Annotated in this window: 18 protein-coding genes; 7 read left to right on the top strand and 11 right to left on the bottom strand. The window is 65.6% G+C overall.

The genetic code is table 11. The features are described from left to right. The first annotated feature begins 271 nt into the window (after window positions 1-271). The 7 genes from fabD to gmk all read left to right on the top strand — a co-directional run bounded on the left by fabD (window position 272) and on the right by gmk (window position 6,972). Window positions 272-1,231: an ACP S-malonyltransferase gene (gene fabD / locus IVB46_RS13405; RefSeq protein WP_038931867.1), complete on the top strand. Its 960-nt coding sequence runs from the start codon at window positions 272-274 to the stop codon at window positions 1,229-1,231. A 12-nt stretch (window positions 1,232-1,243) separates the two neighbouring features. Then, on the top strand, window positions 1,244-1,981 hold the full coding sequence (fabG, locus tag IVB46_RS13410) for a 3-oxoacyl-[acyl-carrier-protein] reductase (RefSeq protein ID WP_028147729.1): 738 nt from the start codon (window positions 1,244-1,246) through the stop codon (window positions 1,979-1,981). A 307-nt stretch (window positions 1,982-2,288) separates the two neighbouring features. Beyond that, window positions 2,289-2,528, top strand: coding sequence for an acyl carrier protein (locus IVB46_RS13415; RefSeq protein ID WP_008130699.1), 240 nt, complete (start codon window positions 2,289-2,291; stop codon window positions 2,526-2,528). Between the two features lie 108 nt (window positions 2,529-2,636). After that, the gene (gene fabF / locus IVB46_RS13420) at window positions 2,637-3,902 is read left to right on the top strand and encodes a beta-ketoacyl-ACP synthase II (protein WP_247311400.1); all 1,266 of its coding nucleotides are present in this window, start codon (window positions 2,637-2,639) and stop codon (window positions 3,900-3,902) included. Between the two features lie 125 nt (window positions 3,903-4,027). Next, window positions 4,028-5,305, top strand: a complete 1,278-nt coding sequence (gene mltG / locus IVB46_RS13425) for an endolytic transglycosylase MltG (protein WP_208086427.1) — start codon at window positions 4,028-4,030, stop codon at window positions 5,303-5,305. 116 nt (window positions 5,306-5,421) lie between these two features. Next, a complete protein-coding gene (locus IVB46_RS13430) occupies window positions 5,422-6,309 on the top strand; it encodes a YicC/YloC family endoribonuclease (RefSeq protein ID WP_063983695.1) in 888 nt (295 codons plus the stop codon). A gap of 3 nt (window positions 6,310-6,312) precedes the next feature. Continuing rightward, window positions 6,313-6,972 carry a guanylate kinase gene (gmk, locus tag IVB46_RS13435; RefSeq protein ID WP_166095982.1) on the top strand — a complete coding sequence of 220 codons (660 nt, stop codon included), beginning with the start codon at window positions 6,313-6,315 and terminating at the stop codon, window positions 6,970-6,972. Here the strand turns inward: gmk and IVB46_RS13440 are convergent. From IVB46_RS13440 to IVB46_RS13490, 11 genes are all read right to left on the bottom strand, one after another. After that, window positions 6,905-8,152 (bottom strand): hypothetical protein, encoded by a 1,248-nt coding sequence (locus tag IVB46_RS13440; protein WP_247342951.1) that lies wholly within the window; start codon window positions 8,150-8,152, stop codon window positions 6,905-6,907. The genes gmk and IVB46_RS13440 overlap by 68 nt on opposite strands. Before the next feature lie 151 nt (window positions 8,153-8,303). Beyond that, window positions 8,304-8,804 carry a hypothetical protein gene (locus IVB46_RS13445; protein WP_247311394.1) on the bottom strand — a complete coding sequence of 167 codons (501 nt, stop codon included), beginning with the start codon at window positions 8,802-8,804 and terminating at the stop codon, window positions 8,304-8,306. A 28-nt stretch (window positions 8,805-8,832) separates the two neighbouring features. Further along, complete coding sequence (locus tag IVB46_RS13450) at window positions 8,833-10,179, bottom strand: caspase family protein (protein ID WP_247311389.1); 1,347 nt, start codon at window positions 10,177-10,179, stop codon at window positions 8,833-8,835. 186 nt (window positions 10,180-10,365) lie between these two features. Beyond that, entirely contained in the window at window positions 10,366-10,587 is a 222-nt protein-coding gene (locus IVB46_RS13455) for a hypothetical protein (protein WP_247311386.1), read from the bottom strand. Window positions 10,588-10,647: 60 nt separating this feature from the next. Beyond that, on the bottom strand, window positions 10,648-10,824 hold the full coding sequence (locus IVB46_RS13460) for a hypothetical protein (RefSeq protein ID WP_166095994.1): 177 nt from the start codon (window positions 10,822-10,824) through the stop codon (window positions 10,648-10,650). Window positions 10,825-10,860: 36 nt separating this feature from the next. Beyond that, window positions 10,861-11,052, bottom strand: a complete 192-nt coding sequence (locus IVB46_RS13465; protein WP_063983688.1) for a hypothetical protein — start codon at window positions 11,050-11,052, stop codon at window positions 10,861-10,863. A 106-nt stretch (window positions 11,053-11,158) separates the two neighbouring features. Beyond that, on the bottom strand, window positions 11,159-11,374 hold the full coding sequence (locus IVB46_RS13470; RefSeq protein WP_063983687.1) for a hypothetical protein: 216 nt from the start codon (window positions 11,372-11,374) through the stop codon (window positions 11,159-11,161). Between the two features lie 48 nt (window positions 11,375-11,422). Further along, window positions 11,423-12,133 carry a Crp/Fnr family transcriptional regulator gene (locus tag IVB46_RS13475; protein WP_247311383.1) on the bottom strand — a complete coding sequence of 237 codons (711 nt, stop codon included), beginning with the start codon at window positions 12,131-12,133 and terminating at the stop codon, window positions 11,423-11,425. A 242-nt stretch (window positions 12,134-12,375) separates the two neighbouring features. After that, entirely contained in the window at window positions 12,376-12,612 is a 237-nt protein-coding gene (locus tag IVB46_RS13480; protein ID WP_028157550.1) for a hypothetical protein, read from the bottom strand. Window positions 12,613-12,682: 70 nt separating this feature from the next. Further along, window positions 12,683-12,844 carry a Flp family type IVb pilin gene (locus IVB46_RS13485; protein ID WP_247311380.1) on the bottom strand — a complete coding sequence of 54 codons (162 nt, stop codon included), beginning with the start codon at window positions 12,842-12,844 and terminating at the stop codon, window positions 12,683-12,685. Between the two features lie 168 nt (window positions 12,845-13,012). Further along, complete coding sequence (locus tag IVB46_RS13490; protein ID WP_247311377.1) at window positions 13,013-14,071, bottom strand: alcohol dehydrogenase; 1,059 nt, start codon at window positions 14,069-14,071, stop codon at window positions 13,013-13,015. Between the last annotated feature and the right edge of the window lie 5 nt (window positions 14,072-14,076).

Here is a 14,076-nt window from a genome sequence, read left to right on the forward strand (position 1 = left end):
CCACAACCTCGTCAAGCTCGGCAACCTCGCCAGTACCGCATGAGCGGGCTATCGTAATGAAATCTAACCAGCCAAAACGATAACTGGACGGGCTCCTAGGGCCGGCGTTCCCCGTTGAATCCCGGGCGAAGTTCCTATCTTGGCTTGACATTCCGGCCCCGGACAGTGTCTACGGCCCCCTTTGGAGCATGATCCGGAACCATGGCCTAAGGCCGTGCGTCATCGGCTGCCGGTTCTCGCAGGGATCACGCCCGACAAGCAGGGAGCGCCGATGACGGCAGCATTCACATTTCCAGGGCAGGGGTCCCAGGCGGTTGGCATGGGCAAGGCCTTGGCCGACGCCTTTCCGGTGGCGCGCGCCGTGTTCGACGAGGTCGATGCCGCGCTTGGGGAGAAGCTGACGGCGATCATCTGGGATGGTCCGGCAGAAACTCTCCAGCTTACAGAGAACGCCCAGCCGGCGCTGATGGCGGTATCTGTTGCCACCCTGCGCGTGCTGGAGGCCGAAGCCGGGTTTTCCGTGGGACGGGACGCGGCCTTCGTCGCCGGCCACTCGCTCGGTGAATATTCGGCGCTGGCTGCGGCCGGCAGCCTGACGATCTCGGATACCGCGCGGTTGCTTCGCACCCGCGGTCTCGCAATGCAAAAAGCCGTGCCGGTCGGCGCCGGCGCGATGGCCGCTCTCCTTGGTCTCGACTACGAGGCCGCGATGGAGGTCGCGGGCGAGGCGGCACAGGGCCAGGTCTGCCAGGCCGCCAACGACAATGGTGGCGGGCAGGTGGTCGTCTCCGGCGACAAGGCTGCGGTCGATCGCGCCGTCGAAATCGCCAAGACCAAGGGCGCCAAGCGCGCAATGCTGCTGCCGGTGTCCGCACCGTTCCATTGCAAGTTGATGCAGCCCGCCGCTGACGCCATGGCGGAGGCGCTGGCGAAGGTCACGATCAAGGCGCCGGCGGCGCCGCTGGTGTCGAACGTGCTGGCGAGCGCCATCAGCGATCCCGACGAGATCCGTCGCCGCCTGGTCGAGCAGGTCACCGGCACGGTGCGCTGGCGCGAGTCGGTTGCCTATATGGCAGGGCAGGGCGTCAACCGCTTCTTCGAGATCGGCGCCGGCAAGGTGCTGTCGGGTCTCGTCAAGCGCATTGCGGATGGCGCTGTCGGCGTGTCTGTCGGTGGTCCCAACGACATTGCCGCCGCCAAGGATGCATTGGCCGCTGCGAAGCAGGCCTAGAGGAGTTTTTCAATGTTCGACCTGACTGGCAAAAAGGCGCTCGTCACCGGCGCGACCGGCGGCATCGGCGGCGCGATTGCGCAGGCGCTGCACGCGCAGGGTGCTACCGTTGCGATCTCCGGAACGCGCAAGGAAGTGCTGGATGAGCTCGCCGGCAAGCTCGGCGAGCGTACCCATGTGCTGCCCTGCAATCTCTCCAAGGCCGACGAGGTCGAGGCGCTGGTGCCCGCTGCGGAAGCCGCGATGGGCCAGGTCGACATTCTCGTCGCCAATGCCGGCATCACCCGCGACAATCTCTTCGTCCAGCTCCGTGACGAGGACTGGGAGGAGGTCATCAACATCAATCTGACCTCGACCTTCCGCCTGGCGCGCGCCGCGACCAAGCTGATGATGCGCAAGCGCTTCGGCCGTATCATTGCCATCACGTCGATCGTCGGCGTCACCGGCAATCCCGGGCAGGGCAACTACACGGCATCGAAGGCCGGCCTGATCGGCATGATCAAGACGCTCGGTGCCGAATACGCCAAGCGCGGCGTGACCGCGAACTGCATCGCGCCGGGCTTCATCAAGACGCCGATGACCGATGCGCTCAACGACAAGCAGCGCGAGACGATTCTGGCCAAGGTTCCGGCTGCCCGCCTGGGGACGCCGGAGGACATCGCAGCCGCCGCCGTCTACCTGAGTTCGAACGAAGCGGCCTACGTCACAGGACAAACCATCCACGTCAACGGCGGCATGGCCATGATCTGACGTCTCCTTCTGCACTGCCCACAAGGGCGGTGCGGAATGCGGCAAACGGCCGTTTCCGGTGCGAAATGAGGCTTGTAGTCAAGGCAGTTGAAGTATGATAACCGGACGCTCAACGGATGGGCAAAGAACGCCATTGCAGGTTTTTGAAACCCTGTATATTGGCGATGCGGAGCCTTGGCCGTCTCGCCGGGCCTGCATCGGTTAAGATGGGGCCAATCAAAGTTCGTAAGCGAAGGCAGTCAACGACCACGACGGCTCGTATCGTCCCGGGGGGTCGGGTCTACAGGGAACAACACGAGGTTATGCAATGAGTGACATTGGCGAGCGGGTTAAGAAGATCGTGGTCGAACACCTTGGTGTTGAACCCGAGAAGGTTGTCGACGCTGCGAGCTTCATCGACGACCTCGGCGCCGACAGTCTGGACACCGTCGAGCTGGTGATGGCGTTCGAAGAAGAATTCGGTTGCGAGATTCCGGACGACGCCGCGGAAACGATTCTCACCGTCGGCGACGCCACGAAGTTTCTCGAGAAGAACGCGAAGAGCTAAGGCTCTTCATTTTCGCGGGGACAACATTGAAACCGGACGGGCCGCTGACCAGCGGTCAGCCGGTTTCTTGTTATTGGCCGTGAATCTTTCGATGCGGAGTTTTCGAACATGAGGCGGGTTGTCGTCACTGGTCTCGGCATGGTGTCGCCGCTCGGCTGCGGCGTCGAACCGACCTGGAAACGCATCCTCAACGGCGAAAGCGGCGCACGCAGGATCGAGAGCTTCGATGTCTCCGATCTTCAGACCAAATACGCCTGCACCGTCGTGCGCGGCGACGGCACGAACGATACTTTCAATCCCGATACCTGGATGGAGCCGAAGGACCAGCGCAAGGTCGACGACTTCATCATCTTCGGCATGGCCGCAGCCGGCCAGGCGCTCGATGATGCCAACTGGCATCCCGAGACCGAAGAGGACAAGTGTGCGACCGGCACAATGATCGGTTCCGGCATCGGCGGCCTCACCGGCATTGCCGAAACCGCGATCCTCCTGAAGGAGCGCGGACCGCGCCGGGTGTCGCCGTTCTTCATTCCGGGCCGCCTCATCAATCTTGCCTCCGGCTACGTCTCGATCGCGCACGGCCTGAAGGGGCCGAACCATTCGGTGGTCACGGCCTGCTCGACCGGTGCACATGCGGTGGGCGACGCCGCCCGTCTGATTGCGCTGGGCGATGCCGACGTCATGGTTGCCGGTGGCGCCGAGTCGCCAATCAGCCGTATCGGTATTGCCGGCTTCAACGCCGCGCGCGCGCTCTCGACCGGATTCAACGAAACGCCCGAGAAGGCATCGCGTCCCTACGACAAGGACCGCGACGGCTTCGTGATGGGCGAGGGCGCCGGCGTCCTCGTCCTGGAAGAACTCGAGCACGCTCAGCGCCGCGGCGCCAAGATCTACGCCGAGGTGATCGGCTACGGCCTTTCGGGCGATGCCTATCACATCACCTCGCCGTCGCCCGATGGCGATGGCGGCTTCCGCAGCATGGCGGCAGCGCTCAAGCGCGCCGGCCTCACGGCATCCGATCTCGACTACATCAACGCCCACGGCACCTCGACACCGCTCGGCGACGAGATCGAGCTCGGTGCGGTCGAGCGGCTGCTCGGCAACGCCGCTTCCAAGGTCGCGATGTCCTCGACCAAATCCTCGACCGGCCATCTCCTCGGTGCCGCCGGCGCGATCGAGGCGATCTTCGCCATTCTCGCGATTCGCGATAATGTCGTGCCGCCGACCATCAACCTGGACAATCCGTCGGTCGAGACTGCGATCGATCTCGTGCCGCACATTGCGAAGGAGCGCGAGGTCAACGTCGCGTTGTCGAATTCTTTCGGTTTTGGCGGTACCAACGCGTCGGTGATCTTCCGCCGCCTGGTTCATTAGTTTGCGTTTGAAACGAATCCACCGTTTTGCCGTATTCAGCGATAGTCATACCCCGTGGGCGCGTGCATTGGCTCGACAAGCGATTGTCTGGCCGCGATTGAACCGGCAGGATTCAGGTTGCTTCGATGAGTGAAAGGCCGCCCATTTCGCCCCGGAGTCCGCGGGCAGCGCTGGAGCCCGAGCAGGTCCCGCCGCCGCCGAGGCGATCGGACCGGGCGCGCAATCCCTTCGTGATCGTCGGCAACGCCATCATCACCCTTCTGCTGATCGCCATGCTGGGCGCCGGCGGCGTCTACTATTACGGCCGGCAGTTGCTCGAGGCGCCGGGGCCGCTGAAGGAAGACAAGATCGTCAACATCCCGCAGCGGGCCGGCAAGCGCGACATCGCCGAGACGCTGAACCGGGAGGGCGTGGCCGACGTCAATCCGTGGGTGTTCATCGCCAGCGTCGCCGCGCTGAAGGCGAGCTCGGACCTGAAGCCGGGTGAGTATTCGTTCCAGAAGAACGCCTCCTTGCGCGACGTCATCGCCACCATCGTCGAGGGCAAGGTGGTGCAGCATTCCGTCACGATCCCGGAAGGCCTGACCTCCGAGCAGATCGTGGCGCGGCTGTCCGACAACGACATCTTCACCGGCAGCGTCCGCGAGTTGCCGCGTGAAGGCACGCTGCTGCCCGAGACCTACAAGTTCCCGCGCGGGACCCCGCGTGATCAGGTGATCCAGCGCATGCAACAGGCGCACAAGCGCGTGCTGGCCGAGATCTGGGAGCGCCGCAGCCAGGACATTCCGGTGAAGTCGCCGGAGCAACTGGTGACGCTGGCCTCGATCGTCGAGAAGGAAACCGGCAAGCCGGACGAGCGCAGCCGTGTCGCCGCCGTATTCGCCAACCGGCTCAAGCAGAAAATCAAGCTGCAGTCCGATCCGACCATCATCTACGGCCTTGTCGGCGGCAAGGGTACGCTCGGCCGTCCGATCAAGCGCAGCGAGATCACGCAGCCTTCGCCCTACAACACCTATGTGATCGAGGGACTGCCGCCCGGTCCGATCTCCAACCCCGGCCGCGCCTCGCTGGAAGCCACCGCCAACCCGGCCCGCACCCGCGACCTCTATTTCGTCGCCGACGGCACCGGCGGCCATGCCTTCACCGAGACCTACGACGCGCACCAGAAGAACGTCGCCAAGCTGCGCGCGATGGAGAAGCAGATCCAGAACGACACGGTCGAGCCGGCCGAGGATGCGCAGCCGCCGGCGGCCGCCGCGCCCGGCGCTGCCGCGGATCCGCCGACCGCGACCACGCCGGCGCGGCCCAATCAGCAGAAAAAGCCGCCAGCCGCTCGCCCCGCTGGTCCCGCGCCCGCCCGCCAGGGCGCGGTGCAGCCGTCGCCGCCGGTGGTCCAGCGCTAGGTTCGCGCAGACCTGCCTGCGGGACTTTGCGGATTCCACTTTCCTGCAAAATAGTCTTAAGATTCGCGTGGCCTGATGGGCCTCGCGAATCCTGAGTTTCCGGAGAAATTGACCTGATGGCGCTGTCGTCCATGACCGGCTTTGCCCGAAGCCACGGCGCTAGCGGGCCGTATACGTTCGAATGGGAATTGAAGTCGGTCAACGCCAAGGGCTTTGACCTCAGGGTGCGGTTGCCGCAGGGGTTCGACGAGCTCGAGGCCCACGCCAAGAAGCGCGCCGGCGAGCTTCTGTCGCGCGGCACCGTCTACGCCAATCTCAACGTCAAGCGCGCCAACGCCGCAGCCTCCGTCCGCGTCAACGAGGACGTGCTCAACGCCGTCCTGAAGGCGGCCGCGATGATCGCCGGCAAGGTCGACGCGGTCGCGCCGAGCGTCGACGGCCTGCTCGCCATCAAGGGCGTCGTCGAGGTCGCCGAGCCCGAGGGTGACGAGGAGGAGGACAAGGCCGCGCGTGCCGCCGCCGCGGAGGCCTTCGACAAGGCGCTCGCCGATCTCGTCGAGATGCGCAAGCGCGAGGGCACGTCGCTCGGGCAGATCCTGACCCAGCGGGTCGACGAGGTCGAGGTGCTGGCGAGGAAGGCGGAAGCCGCGCCGGGCCGCAAGCCCGAGGCGATCAAGGCGAGACTCGCCGAGCAGATCGCAACCCTGCTCGACACCTCCGACCGTTTCGATTCCGACCGCCTGATGCAGGAGGCGATCCTGATCGCCACCAGGGCCGACATCCGCGAGGAGCTCGACCGCATCGCCTCCCACATCGCGCAGGCGCGCGAGCTGATCGGCAAGGGCGGCCCAATCGGCCGCAAGCTCGACTTCCTGGCGCAGGAGTTTCACCGCGAGGTCAACACCTGCTGCTCGAAGTCGAACGACATCGAGCTGACCAATACGGGCCTGGCCATGAAGAACGTGGTCGAGCAATTCCGCGAACAGGTCCAGAATCTGGAGTGATCGATGACGACGGGCGGTCACGGAACTGACGGTGTCGAGCGGCGTGGATTGATGTTCGTGCTGTCCTCGCCGTCGGGCGCGGGCAAGACGACGCTGTCGCGTCTGCTGATCGAGCGGATGCCCGGCCTGCGGATGTCGGTCTCCGCGACCACGCGGGCAATGCGGCCCGGCGAGGTCGACGGCCGCGACTACCTGTTCGTCGACAAGGCCAGGTTCGACGCGATGGTGAAGGGCGACGAGCTGCTGGAATGGGCGACGGTGTTCGACAACAGCTACGGCACGCCGCGTGCGCCGGTCGAGGCGGCGCTGTCGGCCGGGCAGGACGTGCTGTTCGACATCGACTGGCAGGGCACGCAGCAGCTTCGCGAGAAGGCGCGCGCGGACGTCGTCAGCGTCTTCATCTTGCCGCCCTCGGCCGCCGATCTCGAGAAGCGGCTGCATTCGCGCGCACAGGATTCCGACGAGGTGATCCGCAAACGCATGAGCCGCGCCAGCCACGAGATGAGCCACTGGGCCGAGTACGACTACATCGTCATCAACCACGCGGTCGACGAGGCGTTTGCCGAGGTGCAGTCGATCCTGAAGGCCGAGCGCCTCAAGCGCGAGCGGCGGACTGGCCTCGTTGGTTTCGTACGAGGTTTGCAAGGCCAGCTTCAAGGTTAGGCTTCGCGAGGCGCGGTCCTTCCTGCGCCAGCCGTTCCAGCATCGCCGTGATCACGTCGACGTCGACGGCATCCTCGATCTGCACATCGTCATCGCGATCGGCCGACCCCTTGTCATTGATGTCCTTGGCCGCGAGCCGGGGGGCCGATGCCTCGATCTCGAACTCTCCGTTGAACATGTTGGCCTCGTCAAGCTCTGCGACCTCGTTGCGGGCTTGGGGCGCCCGCTGATCGACGGCATCGATCGCGTGATCGATCGCCTCGAGCTGCGCGGCTTCGCGCTGAGTGGCTTCGCGTTGGGGGGCTTGGCGACGCGCGGCCGCCTGGGGACGGGCGGCATCGAAATCCACCGGGCGTGGCTGCTGCGCACGCGGCGCGGCAGTCGGCATCGCCTCGAGCCAGGGCGCGCGACCGTCGTCGTGCGGCTCCCGATTGTCCCAATTGACGCGACGATCCTGGACGCGGACGCGTCGTCCGCCTGCGAAGCGATAGATGATGCTGGCGAGGAGGCCGGCGAGCGCCAGCGCGCCACCGATCACGAGCAGCAGCGTCTGGAGCGAGCCGGTCGCTTTATCGGTGGTGGCATCTGCCGTGGCAAGCGTGACCGGGGCAGGGGATTTTGACGGCTTTGCGCTCGGCGGTGCGGGCGAGGCAACAGGAGCGGGCGCAGTCTGCGGCTCGGGCGACGCGGCCGCGGCGGAGGCATCGGGCCAGCGCGTGGCGATGGCGGGCTGCTGCGCGTTGCTGTCGGCGGAGGGAGTGGCAGCTTGTTGTGTCGGCGCCGGTTTCGCGGGTGCGGGCGCATTCGGCGTCGCCGGCGCGGCATTGCCCTGCGGCGTCAGATATTCGGCGCGTGCGTCCTGCACTGGGTGCTGCTGCTGCGGCGCTGCTGAATCTGCCGTCGGTGCATCGGGCGCAGCCTGCGCGGTCTGCACGGCCTTGGCGCTGTCCTTGCCGCCTTCGGCGCGCAGATACCAGCATTGCCGCTTGGTCCCGCGCTCCAGGCGATAGTACCAATGCTGCCCCTGCGGCGCGACGCCCTTTGGCGAGGCGAGGCAGTCGCTGGCGGCATTTGCCGAGCTCGTTGCCTCCGGCGCATTCTGCGACACGGCGGCCAGTGGTGCGCCGGCGATGATGCTGCCGACAAGCGCAGATATGAACTTCGCGGTGCGGTTGCCCATCCTGGTCTCCCGATTACGCATAACGCAACTCTTTACCTTCCCTTTGTCATCAAAGACTTGGGTGGCAATGAGCCGCAAATCCGGAGAGGATGTGGCTTGAATCGGGCCTGCGCGGCGTTCGTTCCGCCGCGAATTCAGGCGTTTTCGAGGGCTATTGCTTCGCCGAACTCCAGGTTCCGCCGCAGCCGTCGGAGCGGCGCCACGTTCCGGAACCACTGCGGCCCGAGAGCCGGCCCGTGCTGGTAAAGGTCACGCCTTGGCCCTGGCCGAACGTGCTGACCGAGCCGCCCGTGCTGACGGTTCCGCGAACGCCTTCGCCGATGATCTTGCCCGAGCTCACGACGACAGCGCCGCTCGTGCTGCCGCCGCAACCAACGCTGACGACCGCCCAGGCACCGTCGAAACCACCGCCGCCACCTCCGCTTCGCCGAGGCGACGAGCGTTCCTCGGTCGCCGGCTTGCTCCGGCGTGAGGGCGCGGCCGGTTCGGCCGAGCGGCCTGAAGAAGTATCCTGGCGCGAGCCGGACAGCGACTTTTCGTCGTTGCCGATCGAGCCGCCGGCGCTGCCGGACTGCGCGAAGGCGGACGACGAGGTGAGGGCGAGGTTGAGGAGGGACGCAAGGGCGATCGTACGGACGACGGCATTGGGCATGAGGAAACAATCCGAAATGAAAAAGGTATCAGCGGCCGGAGCCGTCGGCGCAGACGGATCCGATAATGCGGCAAGCTTTGCCAGCCTTGCCGCATTCGTCAAGCGCGGCATCCCTGGCGTGCTGGATGCTGTCGCGCTGGACCAGCGACCAGGATTTGTCTGATATCGCGAACGCGCCGCAGCGGTTGCCGTAGAAGGAGAGCTCGATCGGACATTTGGCGCCGGCGCAATTGCCGCGCGCATCCGCCACCGCCGCGCGCCGCGAGGCGTGGTTCCACGATATGCCCCATTTGCTGCTGTCGGGACCGTACACGATCGAGCCCCACGGCTTCAGATCCTCCATCTTGCGCATCCGCAGCAGCAGGCCTTCGGTTGCCTCGCCCGTCGGCGCCATCGAGATCCGCTGCTGGAGCTTGGTGATCGCACGGGTCAGTCCATCGGGCGTGTCAGGATCGAAATTGAGCTCGTAGAGCCGCTCGCTCAATTCGCTCAGCAGCGCGGCATCGCGCAGCGGCACGCGATCGGGATCGGCGCGCAGCCGATCCGCCGGCAGCGGATCGGGCTGCATCGCGGCGACCTGCGGCGGCGGGCTTTGCGTCGGCGGCACGAAATAGAAGGTGCCGTCGATCGGCGAGGACGACACCCAGGGCTGCTGCGCGCCTGATGTGGCGCGCTTCACGGCGAGGCCGACCTGGTTGAAGGTCTGGAACACGTCGAGGCCCGCGGTCCGGACCGTCGCCGCCAGCGCCTTGGTGTAGGGGCTGTGGCCGTCGCTGCCGTCCTGCGCGACGTTGCCGGGCTGCGTCGCGTAGGAGATCAGCGTGCCCTCCGGCGCGCGCATCTGCGCAAGGCCGCCGTCGGAGGATCGCAGGCCGCGCGAGCCAAACGGGTTGTTGCGGCAGGCGTCGAGGATCACGAGGTTGAGGCGCGTACCCGATCCCTGCATCTGCCGCAGCACGAGGTTGACGTCGGTCATCTGGAAATCGACATCGGCCTCGCGCGTCGGATTGGCGCCGACAGGCACGAGATAGTTGGAGCCGGCGACTTGCACGCCGTGGCCGGCATAATAGAACAGCGCGACGTCGGCGCCCTGGACCTGCCGGCCAAAGCTCTGCACCGCGATATCCATCGCGCCCTTGTCGAGATCGAGCTGGGCGCGCCCGCCGACCAGTGTGAAGCCGAGCGCGGCAAGCGTCTCCGCCATCAGGCTCGCGTCCTTGGACGGGTTGTCGAGCGGCGTGATGTTCTTGTAGGCGGAGTTGCCGACGACCAGCGCAATGCGCTTCTCGGCCGAGGCCGGCGCCGCCCCGGCGATAAGCAGGGCTGCGGCCAGCGCCGCCAGCCCCACGACGCGATTGAAAATCCTCGCGCGCATGAAAACCCCCAAAGCGAAAATTCTTCAAGGCAATGACGCCAATCTACCAGCCCGGCGCGCCGGCGAAAAGCGGTGCGACATTCTGTGCAGGGCAATCGCATGGGAGCGTTACAGGCCGTCATGCCCGGGCTTATCCCGGGCATCCACCCCGGGCCACGCACGCCGGAATGATGAGGGGATCGGTGTTTACTTCCACACCCGCGCCAGCGTCAGCGCTAGACACCCCAGCGCAGTGCCGATCAGCCCCATCATCGCGTAGGACTGCGCGAACACGCCGGTCTGGATGAAGACCTGACAGGCGATGGCGATGCAGATCGCGGCCAGCAGCAGGCAGGCGCAGCCGACGATGGTCGACAGATAGCGCATCGCGGTTGCGACGGGCCCTGCGGGTGATGCGGGATCGTTCATGCGGGGATACAACGGCGCGGCCGGCGGCGGTTACTCCGCCGCGGTGTGCACGCAAGAGCATCAGTCGCGGGCGCAGCAATCGACAAGTGCGCGCCAGATGCGCTGAACTTCGATGGTCCGCTGCAGCTCAAGGACGTGGTTCTCGCTTGCATGAGAGGACTTTTCCTCCAGTCGTGATTCACGCGGTGCGATCCAGCGCTCGGATATCGGATCGTACCATTTGCCGAGATCGACCAAGTTCGTGTCTCCTCTCTTCGATCCCCCTGGTCCTGACTATCCCATGCGCCTGTTCGTGGTGTTCTGGGTGATGTTGCCGTGCTCGGCCTGTTCGCGAATGTTCTGCTTCTCGTCGTCGCGATGGCCCTTGGTGGTGTCGAGCGGAATTGACGGCGTGCTGCCGGGACCCTTGTGGCTCTGGTTCTCCGCGGGAACAGGCTTGACCGTTTTCGTCAGCGGCTTCGTCATGGGCTTTGACTCCGTCGTTGCCTCACGAGATGCCAACGCATGGGACATTCGCGGCGTTCCAATTGGTGGTCTGATGTGATCGGTGCGGAGGCGACGGGAAGGGCTGTCAGCGAAACCGCCGTGTCACCATTGCAAGCACGAAGACAGGCTCGCTTCCGTCAAACACGCTGAGCGTCCAGCTGTCGCCGGGGCGCAGCGCATGCTCGACGTCGCGGGAGAGGCGGACGGCTTCGCGCCAGGCGGCATCGTCGTCGAGGAGCGTTTCACCGGTCGTGTCGGTGTGAGGTTGCTGGCCCTCGAAATGAAAGAAGTACCGCGCCATGTCGGGCAATGAAGGCCACGCGAATATGTTCCGGCTGCGCGGATCGTTCTAGCCCGCCGCGCGTCCCAGCACTTCGCGAAAGTGCTTCTTCACCGCACCGTTGCAGGTGCAGGCGCTTGTCTCGAGCGCCGGCGCATCGAGGATCAGGATGGCGCCGCGGCGGGTCGCGAGGATGCGCCTGGCCTTGAACGTCTGGATGACGCGGCTGGCATAGCTGCGGGAGACGCCGAGCATGCCGGCGAGCTGCTCATGGGTGAGGCGGATTTCGTCGCTGCCGATATGCTCTCGGGCCGCGGTGATCCATTTCGCCGCGCGTTGTTCGATCGAATGCGCCGCGTTGCAGGCCGCTGTCTGGAGCAGCTGTGCGAACTGGCAGGCTGCGTAGCGCGAAAAAATCTCATGCATGCTGGGCGATCGCTGCTGCGCCTGCTCGAGCGCGCGCAGCGGCAGGCGGACCAGCGTGCCGCCGACCTTCACGACGACGCGGGAAAAGGCCGGGGACGGGCTGCGGCCTGCGGAAAGACCGACCCCGCCCTCGCGGCCCACCAGGAGACTTTCGACCTCGCGGTCATCCTCAACCGGCACCGCGAACGACACGAACGCAGGGCCGCAGGGGAAGTGGACCACGGAGATGCCGTCGCCGGCGTGATGCAGAACGTGGTTCGCGGCGACCTCGACCGATTGCAGGTGCGGCGCGAGCAGCTCGAAATCCTGGGCGCTGAGCCTTCGCAGCAGATCGTTCCTGGGCCGGCCGGTCACTCTTCTTGTCTCTGGGCTCTTCGTTGGCCGGGAATCGGCGTCTCTGGGAAAAACCCTACGTTTCCGCGCAGGAACCGACAGTTCCAAAGTGAACACAAGTGTTTGCGGGAAACCGAAAAGTTCGCAGCAGCGAGGCGTCGCGCCGTCCGGCGTTGCCCGCAGGACACGCTGCGAACTTTGTTCTCATCCGGAGAACTACGGAATTTCCAAATGAGCCAGCGCTTGTGGGGCGCCGCGGGCTCTTATCCGAGACGGATCTGGCGTTCGGCCAGGAGGCGGCTTTGGGCCACCTGCTTGCGGTAGGCACCGATCGCCTTGTTGGCGAGCATCAACTGCCGGCGTTCACCGGTCCTGAGCTGCGCTTCGATGGCATCCAGAATGGTGTTCGCGGTCTCGTCCGGAGGTCCGAGCTCGCCGCTCTGCTCCAGGAAGCTCCAGGCGATGAAGAATGCGCTTTCGACGGTGCAACGAATGGACATGCGCTGCCAACGCGGTGTGGTCGCGGCCGTTCCGCGCGGCGACGTACCTTCAGCGTGCGCAGGTTTCGCGCTACTTCAGCGAGGTGCTGATCGAGCCGAACTTCAACTTCAACGACGAGCCGAGATTGTTGACCACGGTGATGATCGCGAGCGCGATGCCGGCTGCGATCAGGCCGTATTCTATCGCAGTGGCTGCGGTTTCATCGGCCAGGAAGCGGCGGATGGTCTGCATGGCCTCACCAGAATTCCAAAGAGAAAGCTGGCGAGGACTTCAGTTCGCGGCTTGCCGGTTCCCCTATTTGGAACCGAGGCTTGCGTCAATTCCGGGTTAATTCGGCGGAGGAAAACGCGGCGGCGAGACCTCATCCCGCCGCCAAGCCTGTCCAGATTTTCCTGCGCGTCAGTTCTTCAGCACGATGCGGCCGACGACCTTGCCGGCGCGCAACTCGTCGATCCATTTCTGGACGTCGCCCATCGGCTCCTCGCGCATCGGCGTCGGCTTGATCTTGCCGGCGCGGGCGAGCGCCATCAGCTCCTGGGCTTCCGCGAGCGTGCCGACCATGAAGCCTTCGACGGTCAGGCGCTTGTAGACCCATTGCACCATCGGCAGAGTGAACTGGCCGCCCATCAGGCCGGAGACGACGACCTTGCCGCCGCGCGCGGCGACCGCCACGGCAAAGGCCATCGACTTCTCGTTGCCGGCGAAATCGACCACCTCGTCGAAGCCGCCCTCGGTTTCCTTCAGGATGCGCTTGATCACGTCGGGCTCGGACGGATCGTAGGCGACGGCTGCGCCGTTCTTCAGCGCGGTCTCGCGCGCTGCCGTCGAGAGATCGGCCACCGTGATCGGCTGCTTGAACATCGCCTGCGCGAACGACAGGCCCATCATGCCGACGCCGCCAAGGCCGATCAGCAGCAGATTGCGCTGGCGCGGACGCTCGACCAGGCGCTTGAGCGCGCCGTAGGCGGTCACGCCGGAGCACATCAGGGTCGCGGCCTGGTTGACGGGCAGGGGATCGTAGTCGAGCAGGTACTTTGCGTCGGGCACCAGCACGTGGGTGGCGAAGCCGCCGTCGATGGAGACGCCGAGGAAGCGCTGTTTCGCGCAAAGGTTCTCGTCGCCATTGGCGCAGTCGCGGCACTGGCCGCAGCCGATCCACGGAAACACCGCCTTCTTGGCTCCGACAAGGTTCGCCGGCACGTCCGAGCCGACTTCGTCGACCACGCCCGCGATCTCGTGGCCGAGCGTAAACGGCAGCGTCATGCCGCGCGTGGTGTCGAGCTTCTTGCCGCCGCCGAGATCGGCATAACCGTCCTGGATGTGCAGGTCGGAATGGCAGAGGCCGCAGCGCTCGATGCGCACCAGCACCTCGGCGCCCTGCGGCTTCGGCGTGTCGACGATGGTCTCGCACAAGGGCGCATCGAATTTGACCAGGGACTGCCGACGCATCAACGCCATATTCC

Source organism: Bradyrhizobium sp. 61 (genome assembly GCF_023073075.1).
In the GTDB taxonomy this organism is placed as follows: Bacteria; Pseudomonadota; Alphaproteobacteria; order Rhizobiales; family Xanthobacteraceae; genus Bradyrhizobium; species Bradyrhizobium barranii.

Bases quoted from the DNA above. Each gene is read 5' to 3' on its own strand.
- fabD (WP_038931867.1), top strand. From the start codon at position 272: ATGACGGCAGCATTCACATTTCCAGGGCAGGGGTCCCAGGCGGTTGGC.
- fabG (WP_028147729.1), top strand. From the start codon at position 1,244: ATGTTCGACCTGACTGGCAAAAAGGCGCTCGTCACCGGCGCGACCGGC.
- IVB46_RS13415 (WP_008130699.1), top strand. From the start codon at position 2,289: ATGAGTGACATTGGCGAGCGGGTTAAGAAGATCGTGGTCGAACACCTT.
- fabF (WP_247311400.1), top strand. From the start codon at position 2,637: ATGAGGCGGGTTGTCGTCACTGGTCTCGGCATGGTGTCGCCGCTCGGC.
- mltG (WP_208086427.1), top strand. From the start codon at position 4,028: ATGAGTGAAAGGCCGCCCATTTCGCCCCGGAGTCCGCGGGCAGCGCTG.
- IVB46_RS13430 (WP_063983695.1), top strand. From the start codon at position 5,422: ATGGCGCTGTCGTCCATGACCGGCTTTGCCCGAAGCCACGGCGCTAGC.
- gmk (WP_166095982.1), top strand. From the start codon at position 6,313: ATGACGACGGGCGGTCACGGAACTGACGGTGTCGAGCGGCGTGGATTG.
- IVB46_RS13440 (WP_247342951.1), bottom strand. From the start codon at position 8,152: ATGGGCAACCGCACCGCGAAGTTCATATCTGCGCTTGTCGGCAGCATC.
- IVB46_RS13445 (WP_247311394.1), bottom strand. From the start codon at position 8,804: ATGCCCAATGCCGTCGTCCGTACGATCGCCCTTGCGTCCCTCCTCAAC.
- IVB46_RS13450 (WP_247311389.1), bottom strand. From the start codon at position 10,179: ATGCGCGCGAGGATTTTCAATCGCGTCGTGGGGCTGGCGGCGCTGGCC.
- IVB46_RS13455 (WP_247311386.1), bottom strand. From the start codon at position 10,587: ATGAACGATCCCGCATCACCCGCAGGGCCCGTCGCAACCGCGATGCGC.
- IVB46_RS13465 (WP_063983688.1), bottom strand. From the start codon at position 11,052: ATGACGAAGCCGCTGACGAAAACGGTCAAGCCTGTTCCCGCGGAGAAC.
- IVB46_RS13470 (WP_063983687.1), bottom strand. From the start codon at position 11,374: ATGGCGCGGTACTTCTTTCATTTCGAGGGCCAGCAACCTCACACCGAC.
- IVB46_RS13480 (WP_028157550.1), bottom strand. From the start codon at position 12,612: ATGTCCATTCGTTGCACCGTCGAAAGCGCATTCTTCATCGCCTGGAGC.
- IVB46_RS13485 (WP_247311380.1), bottom strand. From the start codon at position 12,844: ATGCAGACCATCCGCCGCTTCCTGGCCGATGAAACCGCAGCCACTGCG.
- IVB46_RS13490 (WP_247311377.1), bottom strand. From the start codon at position 14,071: ATGGCGTTGATGCGTCGGCAGTCCCTGGTCAAATTCGATGCGCCCTTG.